Raw genomic sequence first — 21,902 nt, forward strand, 5'->3', positions numbered from 1 at the left:
CTTCGCACGCCGGACCCCACTCGCGGTACGGCTTGACGTTCAGGCCAGCTCCACACCCGCCTTGGTCGTGGCCGGAGCAGGAGAGGAGACGAGCTCACACCACACCACCTTCCCGCCCTCGTGCGGGGAGGCGCCCCAAGAGGAGCAGACTCGCTGGATCACCTGCAGGCCCCAGCCGTCGCGGGGTCCTGGCTCACGGGGGACGGGCAGCTTCGCCGCCGAGTCGCCCACCTCCACACGCACCGTGGTGGCGCTCGCGCTCATGCGGAACAGCGGCTCCCCCGATCCGTGCAGCAACGCGTTTGTCACCAGCTCGGAGACCACCAGCAGCACGTCGTCGTGCGCGCCGCCGTACCCGGCATCCTTCAGAAAACGCCCGGCGATCTCCCTCGCAGCGGTGATGCTGTCGAGCTCCTCTGCCAGCCGCTGCTCGGTCCGGTGTGCCATCCCTTTAATGTCCGGCAGGCTGGGAGCCACCACGAGATGCGACTGGCCCATTACGGCCTAGTGCAAATGCATCAGTCGAGCAGCCCGGTCCTGCGAGCGACGACCACGGCCTCCAGCTTCGATCGTGCTCCGAGCTTCTCCAGCACCCGCTGGACGTGGTTGCGCGCGGTGTTTCGGGCGACCCCGAGCCGCTGGCTGATCTCGACCGTGCTCGCCCCCTGGCCCAGCAGTTCAAGTGTCTCCCTCTCCCTGGCCGTCAACTCGGCGCCGTGCGGCCCTGCCCTGCCCGCCAGCCTGTCGAGGACCTCGGGCAGCATCTCGGGCGCGAACGACACGGCGCCCGAGGCCACCTCGCGAACCGCCGACTCCAGCGCCCGCAGTCCCGACGACTTCACCACCAACCCCGCGCCACCGGCCTCGACCACCCTCGCGGCCACCGAGGCGTTCGCCTCCGCCGTCAGCACGAGAACTCGTACGCCCTCGGTCGCCGAGGTGAACCTGCCGATGGCCTCGACGCCGTCACCGTCGGGCAGGCGGCGGTCGAGCACCACGACGTCGGGTCGCCAGCGGCCCAGATCGGCGATCGCGCCCTCGAGCGACGCCGATCTGGCCACCACCTCGATGCCCTGGGCCATGTCGAGCGCCATGCCGAGAGCCTCGGCCACCATGTCGTGATCCTCGACGAGAAGTACCCTGATCGGCGTCGGCATGGGGCTCATTCTCCTTCAGACCCGGACCCGCCTGGCGGCCAGGGCGGCGCCGATGCGCTGGACGTGGTGGTCGTCCGCCGGATCGAGGCTCCGTACGGCCCGCGCGCGCCACACGCGTCACCGGCTCGCCAACCCCGTCCCATGGCCCCTCCCAGGGAAGCAGGACGCTGCCGCCCGACCCGTCGAGCAGGGGCAGGGCCGCACCATCGGCGAAGGAGTCGAGTTCCCGCCGCATCCGGTGGGGCCTGCGCCGCGTGGTCACGGCTGTCCTCTTCTCCATCGCCAGGCTCATGACCAGGTAGCGGAGGGCCAAACCTCCGACGGGCTCGCACTCATGGGAACGGCGGTGAGACGGTGTCCCACCTGCTGTTCCTCGCCGGTCAGTGGAGGTAGAGCCCGCGCAGGGCGGCCACGTCGGCCTCGGTGAGGCCGAGCGCCTGCCGGACGTAGGTGTCGAGATCGCCGTAGGTGGCGGTGACGGTCTCGAAGGCGGCGTTCAGGTACGACTCGCGTACTTCCAGGAGGGGCCTGACGATCTCCTGGCGGACGCCGGTGCCGTCGAGCAGCGCGTAGATCTTGGCGGCGGACTCCGCCAGGTGCTCGTTGCTGGCCAGGTAGTCGTCCATGACCGTGCGCTCGTCCACACCGAGCAGGGTGAGCAGGAGCGCGGCGCCCCAGCCCGTGCGGTCCTTGCCCGCGGTGCAGTGCATCAGCGTGCCGGGACGGGCCAGCGCGCGCAGCAGGTCGCCGTACGCCTCGTGCGCGTCGGGCGTGGTTACCATGCCCCTGTAGACCTCGACGAGGAAGCCTTCGGAGATCTCGGGGGAGGTCAGCGACTCGATGAGCGTCGGGTCGTCGAACAGGGCCGCGATGTCGGCGCCGTGGCCTCCCTGCCGCTGCACGTCGAGCACCAGGTAGTCGACGCCGTCCGGCAGGCGGTCGGGCTGGGCGGCGCGCTCGCCGGCCGTACGGAGGTCGCACACCAGCCGCACCCCGCCCGCCAGCAGCGCCTCGTGGTCGGCGGAGGTGAGGCGGTCGAGCGCGCCCGACCTGAAGGCGAGCCCGGTGCGGACCTTACGCCCTTCGGCCGTGACGTGGCCGCCGATGTCACGCAGGTTGGGGGCGGATGCGATGAACTCCATGAAATCCGACGATAGCCGCCCGCCTGGCCGTATCCACGCCATGAGGGCGCTGGGGCGCCGAGCTTGGGTGAGTGAGCGGCGATGGGCGACAAATCCGGCTAACCTCACGCCATGAGCGACTATGCGATCACGTTCGACCTCGTCGACGCCAACAAGGACGGCCTCATCTCCGCGGAGGAGCTGGTCCGCCTGATGGAGGTGCTCGGCCAGCCCATCACGCTGGAGGCAGCCCAGGCCGGCGTGGCGAAGCTCGACAGCAACGGCGACGGCCTCATCTCACTGGAGGAGTTCGCCCGCTTCCTCCACTGACAATTGACCAAGCACTTGCTTCCAGTCCTCCTGTCGGATAAGCAACACTAAGCGGCGGGAGGGGAAAAGGGCATGAAGGGTGACTTGGGTGACGCGCGCAGGTTGTGGGACTCCGTGCCCTCCGGCATCGCGCACGCGCTGCGCCCTGGCATAGCCAAGGTCTCCGACGAGGTCATCGAGGAGATCCAGACCCGTATCCCCGAGTACGCCAGGCCCTCCGACGAGATCTACATCAAGGTCGTGCGACTGGCGGTCGAGGAGGCCATCGGCCGCTTCCTCGACCGTATCGAGGACCCCGACGCCCCGTGGGACCCCGAACCGTTCCGCATGATCGGCAGGGGCGAGGCCGCCGAGGGCCGCAACCTCGAGCCGCTCCAGACCGCCATGCGCCTGGGCGCCAGGGTCGGATGGCGGCGTCTGACGGAGATCGCCGGGCCGCTCGGCCTGTCGCCCCAGTCGCTCTACGACCTCGGAGAGGCGATCTTCGTCTACCTCGACCAGCTGGCCGACGCGGCCGCTGAAGGCTTCGACGAGGCGAGGGCTCACGCGGCGGGCGAAATGGAGCGACGCCGCCACCGCCTGCTCGACCTGCTGCTGTCGCAGCCCCCCGCAGCCGCCGAGGCGATCTCCGACCTGGCCAAGGCGGCGGGCTGGCGGCTGCCGCGCACCGTCGCGGGCGTCGCCCTCGACGACCAGAACGGCACTCCGTCCCTGCCTCCCGACATCCTGGTCGGCCTCGAGCGGCCGCAGCCCTGCCTCCTCGTCCCCGACCCCAACGGTCCAGGCCAGCCGCAGATGCTGGAGAAGGGCCTGCGCGGATGGCGCGCGGCGATCGGGCCCGCCGTGCCACTGGAGCGGGCGGCCACCTCGCTGCGCTGGGCCACCGAGGCGCTGGAGCTGGCCCGCCGCGGTGTGCTGCCCGGCGGGCGGGGGCCGCTGCGCTGCTCCGACCACATGGCCACGCTCATCGTCTTCAAGGACGAGGAGCTGGTCGGCGCGCTGGCCGCCAGCAGGCTCGCCCCACTGGCGCACCTGCGCCCCTCCCAGCAGGACAGGCTGGCCGAGACCCTGCTCGCCTGGCTGAGGTACGGCAGGGGCGCGGGCGAGGTGGCCGCCAGGCTGCACGTCCACCCCCAGACCGTCCGCTACCGGCTGCGCCAGCTCGAGGAGCTGTACGGCGAGCAGCTCGGCGACCCCGACATCCGCTTCGAGCTGGAGATCGTCCTGCGGGCCAGGCAGGCCGCGCGTGAGGGAGCGCGCCCCTCATGAGCGGAAGAGCCTGAGCCTGTCCTCGCCGATGCGCTCGCGCAGCGCGTGGTCCTCGATCCCGAGGTCCTCCCCCGGAGCCAGGCACAGCACGCCCACCTTGCCGACGTGCTCGTTGGTCTGGACGGCCCGCGCCGCGTCCGCCGCCCGCTCCAGGGGGTAGACGCGCGACAGCGTCGGGTGGATCGCGCCGAGCGCGATGAGCCTGTTGACCTCGGCGCACTCCTGGTAGTTGGCGCCGTGGGAGCCGATGACCCGCTTGAGCTTCATCCACAGGTGCCGGTTGTCGTAGGCGTGGTCGAAGCCGCTGGAGGACCCGCAGGTGACCACCGACCCGCCCTTCTTCGCGACGTAGACCGACGCGCCGAACGTCTCCCTGCCGGTGTGCTCGAAGACGATCGCGGGGTCCTCCCCCACCTGCCTGCGCACCTCGGCGCCGAAGCGCCGCCAGGCCTTCTCGTCGTCCAGGTGCTCGAAGTCGGTGCGGTCCACGACGTACTCACAGCCCATGCCGCGTAACAGCTCGGCCTTCTCCCTGGAGCTGACCACGCCGACGGGGATGCCGCCGCCGTTCCTGACGAGCTGCACGCCGTACGCGCCGAGGCCGCCCGTCGCGCCCCACAGCAGCACCACGTCGCCCTGTTTCATCCGCGAGCCGTGCTCGCCGACCAGCATGCGGTAGGCGGTCGAGGCGCACAGCATGTTGCACGCGGCCTCCTCCCAGCTCAGGTGGCGCGGCTTGGGCAGCAGCTGCGTCGCCTTCACCACCGCGAACTCCGCCAGCCCGCCGAAGTTCGTCTCGAACCCCCACGCGCGCAGGTCGGCGGCCAACATGGAGTCGTGGTGGGCGACGGGGTCCTCGCTGTCCACGTACGCGGGGCTGGTCACCACCCTGTCGCCGACGTGCCACTGCCGTACGGCGGCGCCCTTCCGCACGACCACCCCCGAGGCGTCCGAGCCGAGCACGTGCGTGTCCAGGTCGTGGCGCGGATCGCTCCTGCCCAGGCGTTCGAGGAAGGCGAAGGTCGGGATCGGCTCGAACATCGCCGACCACACGGTGTTGAAGTTGATCGCGCTGGCCATGACCGCGACGAGCACCTCGTCCGGCGCGAGCTCCGGCATCGGCACCTCGCCCACGTGCAGCGACCTGCGCACGTCCTTGTCCACGCCCATCGTGCCGTGGGGCGCACGGCCGAACATGCCGACCTCCTCCCTGCGGATGTGGGCGGCTCTGTAGACGGGCGGAACCTCTGCTCGCAGGAGCTCCTCCGGGTCCGCGCCCTCGATGACTGCCTGTGCCAGCGTCATAGGAGACCTCTCAGGTGTGCGGCGACGATCTCTACGTACGGGGGGTCGAGCAGGTTGAGATGGTGCGCCCCTTCGACGGGGACGATCTCGAGATCCTTGGCGTAGGGGGCGAACCCCCTGGCCGGATCGTTCTCGTGGGCGTAACGGGCGTCCCGCACGGCCCACGGGGTCGGCTCGGTGGAGCGGTAGAGGACGACCTTCCCGCCGTACGGCAGGCAGCGGTAGCGCTCGATCGCCCTGGTGTCCTCGTGGGAGGTCCGCTGGTGGCGCAGGATGGCGGGGCTGAGCCCTTCGAGCACGCCCGACTCCTTGATCCGCCGCTCGGTCAGGTCGAGCTGGGCCTGCTCGCCGAGGTGGGCGAGCTCCTCGTAGGAGAGGGTGACGGCGGCGCCGTAGGTCTCGCTCAGGTACCGCGAGAAATCCACATACCTGCGCGCGTGGGCCGCCCGCAGCTCGTCCTCGGCCAGCTCGTCGGGCAGCCCCGAGTCGATCATCGCGACCAGCTCGACGTCGTCGCCGAGCTGCCTGGCGATCTCGAAGGCCAGGATCCCGCCGAACGACCAGCCGCCGAGCCGGTAGGGGGCGGGCGCTATGCGCCTGACGGCGTCGGCGTAGACGGCGGCCCGGTCGGAGACATCCGCGGTGTCCTCCAGCCTCTCCAACCCGAGCACGGGGACGTCGAGGAGCGCCGCGAGCCTGGTGTACACCCCTGTGGTGCCTCCCGCGGGGTGGGCGAGGAACAGCGGCCTCGCGGTCGACGGCGGAGCCGTCCCCGGGGTGAGCGCTCTGACGACCCCTCTGCCTGCCTCGCGCTCGTCCCACTCCCGCACCGCGTCCGCCACCTCGGCCACCGTCGCCGCCCCTTCGATCAGGGCCCGCTGGCCGAGCTCCTCCGCCAGGCCCTCCGCGACCAGGGGCAGCGCCTCGGCGGGGAGGCTCTCGCCGATCGCGGGGGCCCGGCCGAGCACCTCCTCCGCCACCCTGACCACCAGCCGCTCCGCCGCGTCCCTCGGCCCCGCCTCCTGCGGCCCCCTGCCGAGCTCCGAGGCGACCATCCGGGCGATCTCCCCGAGGGTCGCGCCTCTCAGCAGGGGTCCCGCGGGCAGCGCCACCCCGAAGTCGTGCTCGATCGTCCCCCTCAGCCGCGTCGCCGCCAGCGAGTCCAGGCCCAGCTCCGTCAGCGCGACGCCCTCCCCCAGGCCCAGGGCGTCCAGCCCCAGCACCCCTGCCGCCCGCTCCCTGACCCGCCCCACGATCACCTCCAGCGCCTCGTCGTGTCCCAGCGCCGAGAGGTCCTCGCGTGCCGCCGTCCCCTCCACCACCATGGAGAAGTACGGCATGCGTCCCACCCGGGGGAACACCGCCACCGCCGTCGCGGGGTCCAGCCGCACCACTCCCGCCGACAGCTCCCCGCGCAACAGCGCCTCCAGCGCCTCCATCCCCTCGGAAGGGGTCAGCGGCGTGACGGCCGGCAGCGGGGCCGCCCCCGCCCACGTCCCCCAGCCGATCGACACCCCGGGAAGACCCTCGGCCCTGCGCAGCTCGCACAGCGCGTCCAGGTAGGCGTTGGCCGTCGCGTAGGCCGCCTGGCCCGGCGAGCCCAGCAGTGCCGCCGCCGACGAGTAGGCCACCCACCAGTCGAGGCCGGCTCCACGCGTGGCCTCGTGCAGCCGCAGGCCGCCCAGCGCCTTGGCCCGCCACACCCGTTCCACGGACTCGGCGGTCAGGTCGGCGATCAGGCGGTCGTCCAGCACGCCCGCCGCGTGGACGACGCCGCGCAGCCGTATCCCTCCGCGGGTCGCCGCCTCCACCAGCCGCTCGGCCGTTCCCGAGGCGGCGAGGTCACCCGTCACCACCTCGGCCACGCCGATGCGCGCCAGCTCGGCGGCGGCCTCGGGCGAGGGGCCCGACCGGCCGTTCAGCACGACGCGGGCCGCGCCCCTGCCTGCCAGCCAGCGCGCGGCGAGCAGGCCGAGCGTGCCGTACCCGCCGGTGATCAGGTAGCCGCCGCCCTCCCGTACCACCGGCACGCCGGCAGGATCGGGCGGAGCGGGCGGAGCGGGCAGGTCGGCGCGGCGCAGGCGGGCGGCGTAGCGGACGCCGTCGCGCCAGGCCACCTCGTCGTCCTCCGTGTCCCGCGCGAGCTCGCTCGCCAGTGCGGACAGGTCGTCGACGTCGATCAGGGCCGCCCTGAGCTCGGGGTGCTCCAGCGCGAGCACTCGCACCAGCCCGCGCAGCGACGCGCCTGAGGGCTCCGCCCGCTCGCCGGGCAGCACCGCCTGGGTCCGTTGGGTGACGATCCTCAACCGTCCGCCCCGAGGCGCGAGCCCTGCCACCCGCAGCATGACCCGCTGGGGATCGGGGCGCGGCGGCACCAGGAGCAGCGGGTCGCCGTCGGGCGAGGTCGCGACGAGCGAGGCGAGGCGGTCCGCCCGTGAATCCCCCTCATCGGCCAGGATGAGCCATTCACGGGCCGGGACCGCCCCGCCCTGCGCCTGTGGCGCCCGCACCCAGATCCGTTCGACGAGCTTGTCCGCCAGCCTCACGGGGACCTCGTCCGCCCGGATCTCCTGCGTCACGATTCCCACACAGGCCCCGTCTACACCGGCGGTCGCCATCTTTTCGAGGGCGTGCTCCGACGGGCCCTCACCCGCCGAGCCGTACATCCTCCAGACGCCCGCCGCGTCCTTGGCGTGCACCTCCACGCGGCCGCCCGCCAGCGTGGTGGTGATCTGGGCGGGCAGCGGCAGAAGGGCGTACAGCGCGACGTCGGAGACGGCAGGCCCGCCGAGCGCGGCCCTGGCCAGCTGGGCGACGGCCTCGACGGGCAGAACCGGGTGCCCGTGGCGGTGCCACACCTCCGCCGGCAGCCGCCACGGCGGCTGCGACAGGTCGTCGAGCGTGGTGGACCAGCAGTGACCGGCGGGCGTCTCCACGTGCGCGCCCAGGAGCGGATGCCCGCCCACGGGCCGCGGCCAGGCCGCCACCCAGTGCCGCTCGCGCCGCCATCGCGGCCGCGGCACGTCGGTGACGCGCCCCTCCACCCTCGGCGGTACGGCGGCCGCCACCCTGGCGACCTGCTCCTCGAACTCCTGTGGCCCGGCGTTCCTGACCAGCGAGTGGGTCACCAGGGCGCCGGGTGGAAGGGTGTCGCGCAGCGGCGCGCCCAGCACGGGATGCGGGCCGAGCTCGGTGAACACCGTGAACCCGTCCTCGGCGGCGGCCATGACGGCCTGCATGAGCCGTACGGGACGCCTGATGCCCGCCGCCCAGTAGGCGGGCTCGAACGTCGGAGTCTCGCGAGGGTCCTCCAGCACGGTCGAGTAGAACGGCAGCCAAGGTTCGCCAGGCGCGATCGCCGCCAGCTCCGCGCGAAGCACCGGCTGTAACGGCCTGACCTGCGGTGAGTGTCCCGCGCCCTCGGCCGTCAGCACCTTGGCCATGCGCCCGCGCGCCGCCGCCTCGGCCGCGAAGGCCGCCACCCTGCCGGGATCGCCCGTGACCACGGTCTGGACGGGCGAGGAGTGGACGGCGACGTGCAGGTCCTCGGGCACCTCCTCGGCCGCCACCTCCAGCACGGCCATCGCCCCTCCGCCGCCGAGCGAGCCGAGCAGCCTCGCCCTCCTGCAGATGACGCGCACCCCGTCGCTCACGCTGAGGCCGCCGGCGACGACGGCGGCGGCCACCTCGCCCATGGAGTGCCCGATGACGGCGGAGGGCGTGAAGCCGTGAGCCCTCCACAGCCTGGCCAGGCCGAGCTGCACGGCGAAGATCAGCGGCTGGAGGGTCGCGACGCCTTCGCCCTTCCACGCGTGGACGTCGATGCCCGCCTCGGCCGCCAGCAGGGGCGCCAGCTCGTCGACGGCCTCACGGAAGGCGGGCTCGGCGGCGTAGAGGTCGCGGCCCATGCCCTGCCACTGCGCGCCGTACCCGCTGAAGACCCACACTGGGCCCCTGCCTCCGGCCGGGACCGGTTCGACGGAGGCGAGCGCGCGGGCCAGCTCCCCGGTGTCCCGCGCCACGACCGCCGCGCCGACCCTGCCTCTGCCCGCTCGCCTGGCGAGGGTGGCCGCCACGTCTGCCAGGGCGGCGCCCTTTCCTGCCTCGGTCTCGGCCCATGCCGCCAGGTCGGCGGCGTGAGCGCGCACCCTGTCGGCGGTGAGGTCGCTGAGCACGAAGACCCGCGCGGCTGGCTCGTCCTGCCGGGCGGCTGCGGGGAAGGCGTCGAGGACGACGTGGGCGTTGGTGCCGCCGAAACCGAACGACGACACGCCCGCCCTCGCGGCTGGGCGTGGCCATGGGGTCGGCTCGGTGACCACCGTCAGGCGGTCCCACGGGAGGTGCGGGTTCGGCTCGCGGAAGTGGAGGCTCGGCGGGATCACGCCGTGGTGCAGCGCCAGGACGGTCTTGATGAGGCCCGTCACCCCCGCCGCCGCCTCCAGATGGCCGAGGTTGGTCTTGACCGAGCCGACCAGAATCCTGCCCCGCAGGGCGGCGGCGAGGGCTCGGCCCTCGATCGGGTCGCCGAGGAAGGTGCCCGTGCCGTGCGCCTCGACGTAGTCGGGCCCTGTGTCGAGGCCCGCGTAGGCGGTGCGGAGCAGCTCCTCCTGCGCCTCGGGGTTCGGCGCGACCAGGCCGTTGGAGCGGCCGTCCTGGTTGACCGCCGTGGCGCGGACCACCGCGAGCACGCGGTCGCCGTCGCGCAGGGCGTCGGAGAGCCGCTTCATGACGACCACTCCGCAGCCCTCCGCGCGGACCATGCCGTCGGCGGAGGCGTCGAAGGCCCTGCACCTGCCGCTGGGCGAGGTGCCGCCCGCCTGGTCGAAGGCCATCGTGACGACGGGCGAGAGCAGCAGGTTCACCCCCGCCGCCAGCGCCAGGTCGCTCTCCCCCGCCCGCAGGCTCGCCACGGCCAGGTGCACGGCGACGAGCGAGGACGAGCACGCGGTGTCGACGGCCATGGAGGGCCCGCGCAGGTCGAGGAGATAGGAGAGCCTGTTGGCCGCGATGCTGAAGGCCGCGCCCGTGGCCGTCCACGCCTCCACCGAGGCGGGGTCGGCGGTGGTGAGGTGGGCGTACTCGTTGCCCGAGATGCCGACAAAGGCCCCCGTACGGCTGCCGCGCAACGACCTCGGCGCGATGCCGCCGTGCTCCAGCGCCTCCCACGCCGTCTCGAGCAGCAGGCGCTGCTGGGGGTCCATCGTGGCGGCCTCGCCTGGAGGGATGCCGAAGAAGGCGGCGTCGAATCCCGCGATGTCGTCGAGGAAGCCGCCGTGCCTCGTCGTGCGGGCGATGGCGTCGGCGGTGCGGGCGCTGCCGTCGTCGAACGCCTCCCACCTGCCGTCGGGCACCTGCCGTACGGCGTCGCGCCCGTCCATCAGCAGCTCCCAGAGCGCCTCAGGCCCCTCGGCGCCCGGCAGGCGGCAGCCGATCCCGACCACGGCGATCGGCTCGCTCCCCCCGGCCCTGGCCACCGGGGGAGAGACCGAGGGAGAGGCGGTGACGGCGCGCGGCGCGAGGGCGGCGGCGAGGCGGTTGACCGTGGGGTGCTCCCAGACCAGCGTGGGCGGCAGCTCCCTGCCCAGCAGTTCGGCGAGTTCGCCCGCGATCCCGACCGCGTCCCTCGACGACAGCCCGAACTCCTCCAACGGCCGGTCGGGGTCGACCTCCTGCGAAGGGAGAAGGGAGGCGATCCGCTCCGTGAGAAAGCGTCGGATGTCGCCTTCGCCGAGTACGTCCACACGCGCTCCCATACAGCCGGGTGATCGGTCAACTTACCGAGACGCACCTTTCAGGAGCAGCCCGTAGCCGAACATTCCTCCGGAGCGTTTTGTCACGGGGGTGATAATTGTCCGCGGAGCGCAACCGCCGGCCTCTTTTCGTTGCCGGGGGTGATAGCCCCCGCCCTCCACCAGGGCCTAGCCTCGCCTGCACGCTGAAGACGGTGGAGGGCATCATGCGATCCCGGAGCTTGCCGGCCGCGGCGCTGGCGACGGTGCTGGCGACGGTGCTGCTCGTGGGCGCGAGTGCCCCGCCCGTCCTCGCCGATCCGGGCTGGTCGCTGGTTCCCGAGGGCGAGAGCACGGCCGAGCCTTCGCAGGTGGCCCCCGCCCCTCAGGAGCAACCGCCTGCCGACCCCGGTGACGTGCCTCCGCAGGAGGCGCAGGACGACACGCGGCCGGAGCCGCGGCAGCCCGCGGAGGAACAGCCGCGCCCGCCGCGACAGCAGCCACAGCCCCCGCGGCAGGACGGGCGGCCCAGGCCGCAGGACAGCGGCGACGGACGCTACGCCCCCTGGCAGCGGGCGCTGAAGGGCTCGGCGAGGGTGGTCAGGGAGCGCAGGCTCGGCCCCCGCATGCTCGACATCCTGATCTCCTCACCCTCGGTCGGCCAGATGATGCCGGTGCGCCTGCTGCTGCCCAGAGGCTGGTCCAAGTCGGCCAAGCGCACCTGGCCCGTGCTCTACCTGCTGCACGGCGGCGCCGACAACTACACCGCGTGGACCCGGATGACCGACGTCGTGAGCTTCACCGAGAACGTCGACGCGATCATCGTGATGCCGGAGGCGGGCAGGGCGGGCAACTACTCCGACTGGTACAACGGCGGCAGGGGCGGCACGCCGGCCTGGGCCACCTTCCACACACAGGAGGTACGGCAGCTGCTGGAGATCGGCTACAGGGCGGGCACCCGCAGGGCGATCGCGGGACTGTCGATGGGCGCCTACGGAGCGGTGAAGTACGCCGCCCAGAACCCCGGCATGTTCTCCTTCGTCGGCGCGTTCAGCGGCATCATGGCCACCGAGCTGCCTGGCATTCCGCAGATCATCCAGAACGCGCAGCTCAGCGAGGGCCACGACCCCGACGCGCTGTGGGGCGACCCGTCCAGGGACAAGAAGATCTGGGCCGCGAACGACCCCCTGGTGCTGGCCCCTAACCTCAAGGGCACCGCCATCTTCCTGTCGAGCGGCACCAACAGCTTCGCGGGCCCCCTCGACCCGCCCGGCTCGCCCTGGCACCCCGCGCACCTGGGCGAGCCGATCTCCGCCTACACCGCCAAGGCCCTGAGCAGGCGGCTCGACGCGCTCGGCATCAAGCACACCATGAACATGTACGGCAACGGCACCCACACCTGGCCGTACTGGAACAGGGAGTTCAAGAACTCCTTCCCCATGGCCCTGCGCGCCCTCGGGCTGAAGGGCGGCGGCGAGCCCGACGTGGCCACGATGAGGGACCAGCGCGAGTGGGAGTACGACACGCCGCTGCCGCCGATCACCCCGCCCGACGCCGTCCAGCCCGCCCCGCTCCCGCTGGGGGTGAAAGGCTGGACACTGGAGCCATGAACCTGCGCGACCGCAAGAAGGAACGAACCCGGCGGCTCCTGTCCGACACGGCGATAGAGATGTTCCTCGCCGAGGGGTTCGACCGGGTGGCGGTCGCCGACATCGCGGCGGCGGCGGAGGTGTCGAAGCCCACGCTGTTCCGCTACTTCCCCGCCAAGGAGGATCTGGTCCTGCACCGCTTCGCCGACCACCAGGGCGAGCCCGCGCGCGTCGTCGAGGGCAGGGCCGAGGACGAGAGCCCGCTGCGCGCCCTGCGCAGGCACTTCCTACAGGGCCTGGACGAGCGCGACCCTGTCACCGGTCTGTGCGACGTGCCCGAGGTGCTGGCCTTCCAGCGGCTGGTGTTCGACACACCGAGCCTGGCCGCCCGACTGGTCGAGTACGGCACCGCCGACGCCGAAGCGCTCGCGCGGGCGCTGGGCGGCCCCGCCCCCGGTCTGGTCGCCGCGCAGGTGATCGCCGTGCGACAGGTGCTGGCCAGGGACAACGTCGCCGCCATCTCGGCGGGACGCAGCGCCGATGAGGTCTACCCCGAGGCGGTCGAGGCCGCCGACACCGCCTTCGACCTGCTCAGCCACGGCGCCGCAGGGCGCGGCTACTGACCTCGGTCAGGTCGGTGACGCCGATGGTCTGCTTGGTGAACGGGTAGCCCAGGGCGTCGAGCGCCGCGATCTGGGCGGCGGTGTCGTCCTCGGCGACGGTCTGGAAGCGGAAGGTGAACCACGTCAGCGCCCGGTCGTAGGCCAGCGAGCCCTCCTCGCTGAAGGCGATCCTGCAGCTGTCGACCCCGGCCAGCAGCCTCTCGCGCTGCTCGTCGCTCAGGCCGTCGAACTGGCCGCGGATGATCACTCGGTAGGTGTTCACGTCCTGCTCCCATGGGTGCGTACGCGGTCGCCGAGCAGGCTCTCGATGACGTCGAGCCGTTCCAGCGTCGCGATGGCGATGGCGGAGGGGTCCTGCCCCTCGGCCGTGCGTCTGCCGATCTCCCGAAGGACGTGCGCGTGAACCCAGCCGAGTTGCTCGGCGACGAGCGCGGGCATCGGATCGCCTGGCCCGGCCCCCGCCTCCTCCGCCAGGACGGCGGCGAGGTCGTCGACCATCTGCTCGGCCAGGGTGACCAGCCTCGCGCTCAGGGTCGGGGCCGCGCGCATCATCTCGAGGAAGCGGCCGAACCCCGGTCACACTACGGTCAGGTACACCTGGCCGAAGGCCTCCGCGTACTTCTTCAGGTCCGTCGCCACGTCGACCTCGGGCGTCGCAGGGTTGTAGATCGTGGCCAGCCGGGGCTTGACCTCGCTCAGCCTGGTCAGCTGCTCCCAGGTGGCGTTGCCCGCGAGCTTCTCGCCGAGGACCCTGTTGACCGTGCCCTTCGGGTCCTGCCAGCGCGTCCACAGCGTGACCGTCTCGGCCGCGTCGGACTGCAGCGGCGCCGCCACCCGCTCCGTGATCGTCTTGAGCGCCTGCTCGGCGGTCAGCTGCGAGGAGCCGGGGGCGGTGAAGACCGCGTCCTCCGCGCCGATGGTGCCGTAGGCGTCCCACGCGCGGGCCCGCACCTGGATCCACTGGTTGCGCTGGGCGGTGACGGCGTCGATCTTCCAGGTGGCGTACTCGGTGGCCAGGTGGCCGTCGTCGAGCGAGAGCTGGTCCACCAGGCCCTTGGACAGCCAGGCGCCCACGCGCTCGGGGTCGAGCAGCGGGTACTTCTTGGCCAGCTCGGTCTTGCACGCCTCGTCGGCCCCGCAGCCGAGCACCGGCACGACCGTGTGCACGGCCAGCTTCCTGCCGGGGAGCGCGGCACGCAGCGCCTTGGTGGTCTCGGCCATGAACGTGTCGATCTCCTCGGCCGAGGAGAGGGTCTGGTTGTAGCCGAGCTGCGAGGTGAACCTGAGGCCCACCACGCCGTCCTGCATCGCCAGCGCGCCCACCCGCTTGACGGCCTCGGCGAGCTTGCCCGCCTTCCAGTCGTCGGCCAGGTCGGTGTCGATCCAGACCCGCAGCCCCGCCGCCGTCGCCGTCTTGACCGCCTGCCCCTCGGCGGTCTCAGCCGCGCTCTTCACCTCGGCCGCCGAGACCTCCGAGGGATCGACGTAGCAGTCCTTGCCGCCGCCCTCGCACTCGGGCGGGCCGCTCTCCTCGGGAGCCGGGCTGGGGTCGCCGCCGTCGCTCGACCCGCCGTCGCCGGGCACCTCGGGGCAGGTGTTGCCCTCCTCGGTGCAGTCGATCCACGGGCTGTCCGGCGGCCCCGCGTTCCTCATGTTCTCGCCGTCGTTGTCGAGCCAGAACCTGGCGATGTCCGCGGCTTCGTCAGGCGTCGCCATCCAGCGGCAGACGACGTAGGCGGGGGTGTCGCTGGACATCAGGTCGTTGCAGCTCCTGGGATCGTTGTCCGACCAGGCAGGCACCCCGATTCCCAGCAGGGAGAGCGCCAGACCGATGACGAAGATCTTGCGGAAACGCATGTCGCCTACTTCGCGGGGGGATCAAAGGTGGGCAAGTAGCACACTATCCGGACACTTCTAAGAGATCCACCGCTTGCCGTACGCCGTCTTCCTGCCGCAGCAGGGCCGACAGCCGCCGGTTCGGCACGGCCCTCGCGAGCCTCGCCGCCAGCTCCGCCGACGTCAGCCGCCTGACGGGCAGCGGGTCAGGTCCTGCTCCCAGCGCCGCCACGCGAGCGCCCCAGAAGTGCTGGTCGGAGAAGAACGGGCAGACGAGGTTGGGCACGCCGGCCGTCAGCCCCGTCGCGGTGGTGCCCGCCCCGCCGTGGTGGACGACGGCGGCGGTGAGCGGGAAGAGCGCCGCGTGGTCGGCCTCCCCGAGGAGGAAGAGCGTCGAGGACGGCTCCACGGGCAGCCCCTGGACCACCGCCCGCACGCCGGCCAGCTCCAGCGCCTCGACCACCCGCTCGCCCAGCCACGCGGGCGCGCTCATGCTGCCGAAGCCGACGTAGACGGGCGGCGGCCCCTCCTCGACGAAGGCCAGGAGCTCGCCCGGCAGCGGGCGCGGCGGCCGCCGCCAGTAGCCGGTGAGGTGGACGTGGCAGGGCCAGTCGCGAGGACGTGGCACGACCAGCGGGCTCACGCCGCACAGCACGGGTGTGTCGTCACGGCGGGGCCGCCGCGGGCCCAGACCCAGCACGGTCGCCCTCAGGCGGTTGACCATCCGGCCGAGGACCAGCCAGCCCAGCCTCTCGATCAGCGCGTAGCTGGCCCTGTTGCCCCAGCTCCCGAGCGTTCTCAGCCGGACGAGGGGGTTGGGGAACTCGCGGGTGGGGTGGCTGGGCTGGAAGTGGAGTATCCGGTGCGGCATGCCGTACCGGTCGGACAGGTGGCCGCCCATGCCGCCCAGCGCGGGCGCGAGGACCAGGTCGGCGTCGCGGGCCGCCGCGTCCACCTCGGCGACCAGCCTCTCCGCGAGCGGCTCGACGATCCGCGCGAAGCCCCTGACGAAGCCGAGAGGGCCGCTGCGCAGCCACGCCTGCCCCTCCTCCGACTCCATGATCCGCACAGGGTCCACGCTCAGCGCCGCCATCGTGAGACCGCCCATGAGCGGGGCGTACCGCTCGGCGGCCACGACCGTGACCTCGTGACCTCGCTCCCCCAGCCCCTCGCCCAGCGCGACGCACGGCTGGGTGTCGCCCCTCGACCCGAACGCCAGGATGGCCACCTTCACGACAGCGACACCACGCTCACCAGCGCTCCGGCCAGGACCAGCACCGCCGCCACCAGCAGCCCTGCCGAGTAGCCCCCCGCGAACGTCTCGGCCGCCTGCACGATCACGCCGATCGCGGCGATGCCGAACAGGCCCGAGATCTCCCTGCCGACCGTGAACACGCCGCCCGCCACGCCCGCCCTGCCCTCGGGTACGGCGCCCAGCACGGCCGAGCCCAGCGGCATCGTCAGCGCCGAGCCCGCGCCGATCGCGCACACCGCGGGAAGCAGCTCGCCCCACCCGTCGCCGGGCCTGAGGAAGGCGACGGCGGCCATCCCCGCCGCCACCATGACCAGGCCCGCCGCCACCGTCCTCGCCGCCCCGAGCCGCCGCTCCACGAAGGGGACGAGCGGCGTCACGGCCACGACCAGCAGCGCCAGCGGCACGAACGCCAGTCCCGACGCCGTCGGCGAGAAGCCGAGCACGCCCTGCAGGAAGATCGCGGTGTAGAAGAAGACCCCGTTCACCCCCAGCCCCCAGAGCACCTGGGCGACGACCCCGCCCGTGAACGCCCTGGCGCCGAACAGCGCCAGATCCACCATCGGCTCGGCCGCCCGCCGCTCCACCATGACGAACGCCACCGCGCCCAGCGCGCAGGCCGCCGCCGTCGCGACGATCAGCGGGGAGGTCCAGCCGTACTCCGCGCCGTGGATCAGCGTGAACGTCCCCGCCGCCAGGACCACCGCGGACGTCACCACGCCGGGCAGGTCCACCCGCGCGGCCGACGGCTCCCTGCTCTCCCGCACCACCGCCAGGGCCAGCGCGATCACCGCCAGCCCGGCGGGCACGTTGATCAGGAACACCCAGCTCCAGTGCGCGTGCTGGCTCAGGTAGCCGCCCACGACGGGGCCCAGGGCCAGCGCGGCGGCGCCCGACGCCATCCACACCGCCACGCCCGCCGATCGCTGCCTGCCGTCCTTTCCCGCGAGGACGGCCAGCGTCGCGGGAAGGATCAGCGCCGCGCCCACCCCCTGGACCAGCCTGGCCGCCACGAGCAGCTGGATCGTCGTGGCCAGCCCCGCCGCCAGCGACGCCGCCGTGAACGTCGCCAACCCTGTGACGAGCGCCTTCCTGCGCCCGTACACGTCGGCCAGCCTGCCGCCCGCGAGCATGAGACCGGCGAAGGTCATGATGTAGCCCGTCGCCACCCATTCCAGCGCCGCCAGGCTCGCGCCCAGATCATCCCTGATGGTCGGCAGCGCGACGGTCACGACCGTGTTGTCGAGCGTGGTCACGAACCCCGCCAGGCCGACGACCAGGAAGAGCGGCCACACTCTGGCGCCGCTCGCGGGCCGGAGCACGCTCTGGGCCATCAGTCCACCTCCGCCCAGGTCCAGCCGGCGCCGTCGGTGCTCGCCCTGACCACCCGGGTCCTGGGCCGCACCTTCACCCACCCGAACGGCTCGCCATCGCACTCCGGCGTGCGCGGGCTCTCCTCCTCGAGCGTGACCTCCCCGCCGGACGCCGCCTCCCGCGGCGCGGGCTCCCTGACGGCGGCCGGGTAGGGGTTGATGCCCCGCTTGCGCACCACGGCGGCCGTGCCGACCGGCCCGCTGACGACGGGGACGACGGGGACGACGGGAGGCGGCATCGGGGGCAGCGGCATCGGCGAGGGGATGGGGTCGGTGTCCATGCCGAACAGCGGAGTCGCGACCGGCTCGGGGGCGGGCAGCGAAGGTGAGGGCCGGGCGTCGTCCTCGGCCCACTGCCAGCCAGGCCCTTCGAGGTTGGGCCTGACGACCCGCCGCGGCGGCTCCACCCGGGGCCCGCCCGCCGCGCCCGAAGGCGCCTCCATCCGAGGCACGGCGGGCAACGCCACGGCGGGCGAAGGCGGCTGCACCCGAGGTACGGCGGGCAACGCCACGGCCTGTGAGGGCGGCTCACCCTCGGGCTCGCGGAGCTCGATGCGCCGGTGCAGGCCGCGCAGCGGCCCAGGTAACCACCAGTTGGCCTCCCCCATCAGCCGCATCGTCGCCGGCACCAGCAGCGCGCGCACCAGCGTGGCGTCCACCACGATGGCGACGAACATCCCCACCCCGAGCAGCTTCACGATGGTGATGCCCGCCGTGGAGAAGGCCCCGATGACCACGAGCAGCAGCAGGGCGGCGCTGGTGATGATCCCGCCGGTCTTCTGCAGCCCGGCCGCCACCGCCGCGTTGTTGTCCCCCGTTCTCAGCCACTCGGCCCGCACCCGCGATAGCAGGAACAGCTCGTAGTCCATGGAGAGTCCGAAGACCACCGCGAGGATCAGCACCGTGACCGTCGCCTCGATGGTCCCCGTGGGCGTGAACCCCAGGAAGGATGCGAGGTTGCCGTACTGGAAGGCCCACACGATCACGCCGAACGAGGCCCCGATCGACAGCACGTTCATCAGCAGCGCCTTCAACGGCAGCAGCAGCGAGCCGAACGCGGCGAAGAGCAGCACGAAGGTGGCCCCGCACACCACCAGCGCCATCCACGGCAACGTCGCGGCCAGGCTGTCCATCAGGTCCATCTGCGCGGCGGTGGAGCCGCCGACCACCACGGCGCGGATGTTCGGCTCAGGCGTCATCGACCTGATGAGGGTCACCACGGAGCGGGCCGAGGACGACATCGGGTCGCCCTCGTACCGCACGGCCAGCCGTACCGAGCCGTTGGTCTGGGAGAAGCCGGTGACGTCCACGCCGGTGACCCCCTCCAGGCGGCGCAGGCGGTCGGCGAAGGGCTTGACGTCGGCCGGCAGCACGGGCGTCACGGGGCTGACCACGGTGTGGCCCTGGCCGAGCGGGCCGGGCAGCAGCGGGTCGGCGTCCACGAAGTCGCGCTCGACCAGCACGTGGACGTCGATCGGCGCCATCGAGTTCCTGGCGAAGTCGGCGTCGACGGTCTCGGCGACCTGACGGCTCTCGATCTTCGAGGGCAGCACCCTGTGGTCGACGTTGCCGAACTTCACGTCGACGAACGGCAGCGCCAGCGAGACCAGCACCGCGGTGACCCCCACGAGATACAGCACGGGCGTGCGCATCACGCTGGAGGCGACGGCGTGCCAGGCCCCGCCCCCTCGGGGGCCGCCGAAGGAGGGCGTGATCCTGAGCGCGTCCACCCTCGGCCCCAGGATCCCGAGGACGGCGGGCAGCACGATCAGCGCGGAGAACATCGCGACCAGGACGACGGCCGCGGCGCCGAGCCCGATGGAGCGCAGGAACATCTGCGGGAACAGCAGCAGCCCCAGCAGCGCCGTGGCCACGGTCAGCCCCGAGAACGCCACGGTCCGGCCCGCGGTGGCCATGGTCGCCACCACCGCCAGCTCGCGCGAGGTGCCCCGCCTGATCTCTTCGCGGAAGGCGCTCAGCACGAACAGCGAGTAGTCGATCGCCAGGCCGAGCCCCAGCATGGTCACGACGTTCAGCGAGAACACCGACACGTCCGTGACCTCGGTCAGCAGCCGCAGCAGCACCAGCGCCCCGAGCACCGCGAGCAGCCCGACCAGCAGCGGCAGCCCGGCCGCGACCAGGCTGCCGAAGACCAGGACGAGCAGCACCAGCAGGACGGGCATCGAGATCGCCTCGGCCCTCGCCAGGTCCGCGCCCGTCTGCGTGTTCAGGTCCCGGAGGAGCGGGACGGCGCCGCCGATCTTGACGGTGAGCCCTTCGACGGTCCTCAGCCGCTGCTCGACGGCGGCGTAGGCGGCCTGCTTGTCGCCCTTCAGCGTGATCAGCGCGTAGGTGGACCTCGAGTCGTGCGAGATCATCTTCGCCGAGCGCGCGGTCCAGTACGTCGTCAGCTGCCGCACGTGGGAGGCGGGCAGCCGGCGCAGCGAGTCGTGGACGGCCTTCTTGTAGCGCTTGTCGCGCACGCTCACCGTCGGGTGGGTGTAGAGCACGACCACGTCGGGCGAGGCCCCGCTGTACCACTCCTCGTTCCAGGTGGCCGACGTCGTCGACTCCGCGGACGGGTCCTCGAACCCGCCGTCCGTCATCCGCCCGAACAGCTCGAGACCGTAGGGCGCGACGAGCACCGCGGCGGCCACGCTCAGCACGAGGAGCGTCCAGCGGCCCCGGTAGACGAACCTGCCGAGCGACTCAAACAAACGCGCCCTCCAGATAGGCCTGCCTGCAGGCCCGTCTGGCGATCTTGCCGCTGGAGGTGCGCGGCACGGCCCCCGCCTGGACCAGCACCACCTCGGCGGCCAGATCGTGGTTCCTCGAGATCGCCGAGCGGACCTCGCCGATCACCGTCTGGGCGTCCAGGGCCGCGCGCGACCGCTCGGCCACCACGACCAGCCGCTCGGTCTCCTCGCCCGCCACCGCGAACGCCGCGACGTGGCCCCTGCGCACCCCTTCCGAGGCCTCATGGGCGGTCGCCTCGATGTCCTGCGGGTAGTGGTTGCGGCCGTCCACGATGACCAGGTCCTTGATCCGCCCCGTGATGTACAGCTCGCCCTCGTGGATCATCCCGAGGTCCCCCGTGCGCAGCCAGCCGTCCTCGAAGACCTCCGCGCTCTTCTCGGGGTCGCGCCAGTAGGCTCGCGCCACGTTCGGGCCCTGCACGAGGATCTCGCCGACGTGGCCGTCCTCCGCGTCGATCCGCACCCGCTGACCGGTCGGCCGGCCGCAGGAGACCTGCGCGCTGGCGACCCCCTCCCCCGTGTACGGCACGGCCCGCCCCTCGGCCAGCGCGTCCCTGTCGAAGTCCGTCACGCGGGGCGGCTCGTCGATGGCGCCGGCCGCGACGAAGACCGTCGCCTCCGCCAGGCCGTACCCGGGGGTGTGCGCTTCGGGGCGCAGGCCGTACGGCTGGAAGACGGAGGTGAAGCGCGAGACGGTCGAGGGGCGCACCGGCTCGGCCCCGTTGAGCATGACCCGCACCCCCGACAGGTCGAGCCCTTCCAGCCGGCCCGCCCGCGCGGCGGTGTAGTCGAAGGCGAAGTTGGGGCCTCCGGTGTAGACGTCGTCGTACTCCGACAGCAGGCGCATCCACCGCATCGGCTGCATGACGAAGGCCACGGGGTCCATGAACACCGCCTGGTTGCCGCCGACGATCGGGCAGGCGATGGTCGCGATCAGGCCCATGTCGTGGAAGAGCGGCAGCCAGAGCGCGGCCACCGAGGTGCGCGGCCTGGCGTCGAAGGCCTCCCACAGCTGGGCGGCGTTGGCCCCGAAGTTGCCGTGCGAGATCTCCACGCCCGCGGGCGTCCTGGTCGAGCCCGAGGTGTACTGCAGGTAGGCGAGGTCGTCAGGCGCGATCGGCTCGTCCTCCCACTCCTCGGCGAGCAGGTCGGAGACGGTGTCGACGGCGATGACGGCCTTGGCGGGCGGCAGGTCGCCCGTGGCGGGGCCGCTCGTCAGCACGGCCACGGGGTCGGCGTCGGCGTAGGCGAGGGCCAGACGCTCGGCGTGGCCAGGCAGGCCAGGGGAGAACAGCGGCACCGCGACGACCCGCGCGTACATCGCGCCGAGCATCGCGACCACGTACTCCAGGCTCTGCGGGGCGAGGATCGCGGCCCTGTCGCCTGGCTCGCACACCTCGCGCAGCCGTACGGCCAGCGCCCGCGCCCTGCGGTCGATCTGCTTCCACGTCAGGGTGTGCTTGCGCCCGTCACCCAGGTAGTCGGCGAAGGTGTAGGCGGGCGCGTCCGGGATCTCGCGCGCCCACCGCGCGATCCGGCCGATCAGAACGTCCATGCCGAAA

At 72.7% G+C, this 21,902-nt stretch carries 16 protein-coding genes; 4 read left to right on the forward strand and 12 right to left on the reverse strand.

Features of this window, described 5'->3' with window-relative positions; genetic code table 11:
- Window positions 1-39: 39 nt before the first annotated feature.
- The 3 genes from ABFX50_RS11330 to ABFX50_RS11340 form a co-directional block, all read right to left on the reverse strand.
- Window positions 40-447: an ATP-binding protein gene (locus tag ABFX50_RS11330; protein ID WP_183654765.1), complete on the reverse strand. Its 408-nt coding sequence runs from the start codon at window positions 445-447 to the stop codon at window positions 40-42.
- Window positions 448-518: 71 nt separating this feature from the next.
- A complete protein-coding gene (locus tag ABFX50_RS11335; RefSeq protein WP_346145653.1) occupies window positions 519-1,157 on the reverse strand; it encodes a response regulator in 639 nt (212 codons plus the stop codon).
- Between the two features lie 380 nt (window positions 1,158-1,537).
- Window positions 1,538-2,299: a tyrosine-protein phosphatase gene (locus tag ABFX50_RS11340; protein WP_346145655.1), complete on the reverse strand. Its 762-nt coding sequence runs from the start codon at window positions 2,297-2,299 to the stop codon at window positions 1,538-1,540.
- Window positions 2,300-2,410: 111 nt separating this feature from the next.
- On the opposite strand from ABFX50_RS11340, the gene ABFX50_RS11345 reads away from it, so the two are divergent.
- Window positions 2,411-2,608: an EF-hand domain-containing protein gene (locus tag ABFX50_RS11345; protein WP_346145657.1), complete on the forward strand. Its 198-nt coding sequence runs from the start codon at window positions 2,411-2,413 to the stop codon at window positions 2,606-2,608.
- 72 nt (window positions 2,609-2,680) lie between these two features.
- Window positions 2,681-3,877, forward strand: coding sequence for a PucR-like N-terminal domain-containing protein (locus ABFX50_RS11350; RefSeq protein ID WP_346145659.1), 1,197 nt, complete (start codon window positions 2,681-2,683; stop codon window positions 3,875-3,877).
- Here the strand turns inward: ABFX50_RS11350 and ccrA are convergent.
- Together ccrA and ABFX50_RS11360 are read right to left on the reverse strand one after the other, a co-directional pair.
- Window positions 3,872-5,182, reverse strand: a complete 1,311-nt coding sequence (ccrA, locus tag ABFX50_RS11355) for a crotonyl-CoA carboxylase/reductase (protein WP_346145661.1) — start codon at window positions 5,180-5,182, stop codon at window positions 3,872-3,874. The genes ABFX50_RS11350 and ccrA overlap by 6 nt on opposite strands.
- Window positions 5,179-10,923 (reverse strand): SDR family oxidoreductase, encoded by a 5,745-nt coding sequence (locus ABFX50_RS11360; protein ID WP_346145663.1) that lies wholly within the window; start codon window positions 10,921-10,923, stop codon window positions 5,179-5,181. Before ABFX50_RS11360 ends, ccrA begins: the two co-directional genes overlap by 4 nt.
- 215 nt (window positions 10,924-11,138) lie before the next feature.
- Here ABFX50_RS11360 and ABFX50_RS11365 point away from each other — a divergent pair, with 215 nt between their 5' ends.
- On the forward strand, window positions 11,139-12,521 hold the full coding sequence (locus ABFX50_RS11365) for an alpha/beta hydrolase (RefSeq protein WP_346145665.1): 1,383 nt from the start codon (window positions 11,139-11,141) through the stop codon (window positions 12,519-12,521).
- Window positions 12,518-13,123: a TetR family transcriptional regulator gene (locus ABFX50_RS11370; protein WP_346145666.1), complete on the forward strand. Its 606-nt coding sequence runs from the start codon at window positions 12,518-12,520 to the stop codon at window positions 13,121-13,123. The genes ABFX50_RS11365 and ABFX50_RS11370 overlap by 4 nt, the downstream gene beginning before the upstream one ends.
- Here the strand turns inward: ABFX50_RS11370 and ABFX50_RS11375 are convergent.
- The 7 genes from ABFX50_RS11375 to ABFX50_RS11405 are packed head-to-tail and all read right to left on the reverse strand — an operon-like array spanning window position 13,092 to window position 21,895.
- A complete protein-coding gene (locus tag ABFX50_RS11375; RefSeq protein WP_346145668.1) occupies window positions 13,092-13,385 on the reverse strand; it encodes a DUF6204 family protein in 294 nt (97 codons plus the stop codon). The two genes, ABFX50_RS11370 and ABFX50_RS11375, sit on opposite strands and share 32 nt — an antisense overlap.
- On the reverse strand, window positions 13,382-13,675 hold the full coding sequence (locus ABFX50_RS11380; protein WP_346145670.1) for a hypothetical protein: 294 nt from the start codon (window positions 13,673-13,675) through the stop codon (window positions 13,382-13,384). The genes ABFX50_RS11375 and ABFX50_RS11380 overlap by 4 nt, the downstream gene beginning before the upstream one ends.
- Before the next feature lie 24 nt (window positions 13,676-13,699).
- A complete protein-coding gene (locus ABFX50_RS11385) occupies window positions 13,700-14,980 on the reverse strand; it encodes a hypothetical protein (RefSeq protein ID WP_183654730.1) in 1,281 nt (426 codons plus the stop codon).
- 43 nt (window positions 14,981-15,023) lie between these two features.
- Entirely contained in the window at window positions 15,024-16,193 is a 1,170-nt protein-coding gene (locus tag ABFX50_RS11390) for a glycosyltransferase (protein WP_346145672.1), read from the reverse strand.
- A complete protein-coding gene (locus ABFX50_RS11395) occupies window positions 16,190-17,545 on the reverse strand; it encodes a DHA2 family efflux MFS transporter permease subunit (protein WP_346145673.1) in 1,356 nt (451 codons plus the stop codon). Before ABFX50_RS11395 ends, ABFX50_RS11390 begins: the two co-directional genes overlap by 4 nt.
- A complete protein-coding gene (locus ABFX50_RS11400) occupies window positions 17,545-20,301 on the reverse strand; it encodes an MMPL family transporter (protein WP_346145674.1) in 2,757 nt (918 codons plus the stop codon). Before ABFX50_RS11400 ends, ABFX50_RS11395 begins: the two co-directional genes overlap by 1 nt.
- Window positions 20,294-21,895 carry a fatty acyl-AMP ligase gene (locus ABFX50_RS11405; protein ID WP_346145676.1) on the reverse strand — a complete coding sequence of 534 codons (1,602 nt, stop codon included), beginning with the start codon at window positions 21,893-21,895 and terminating at the stop codon, window positions 20,294-20,296. The genes ABFX50_RS11400 and ABFX50_RS11405 overlap by 8 nt, the downstream gene beginning before the upstream one ends.
- Window positions 21,896-21,902: the final 7 nt, after the last annotated feature.

This window comes from Nonomuraea recticatena (assembly GCF_039533245.1).
Lineage (GTDB): Bacteria > Actinomycetota > Actinomycetes > Streptosporangiales > Streptosporangiaceae > Nonomuraea > Nonomuraea roseola.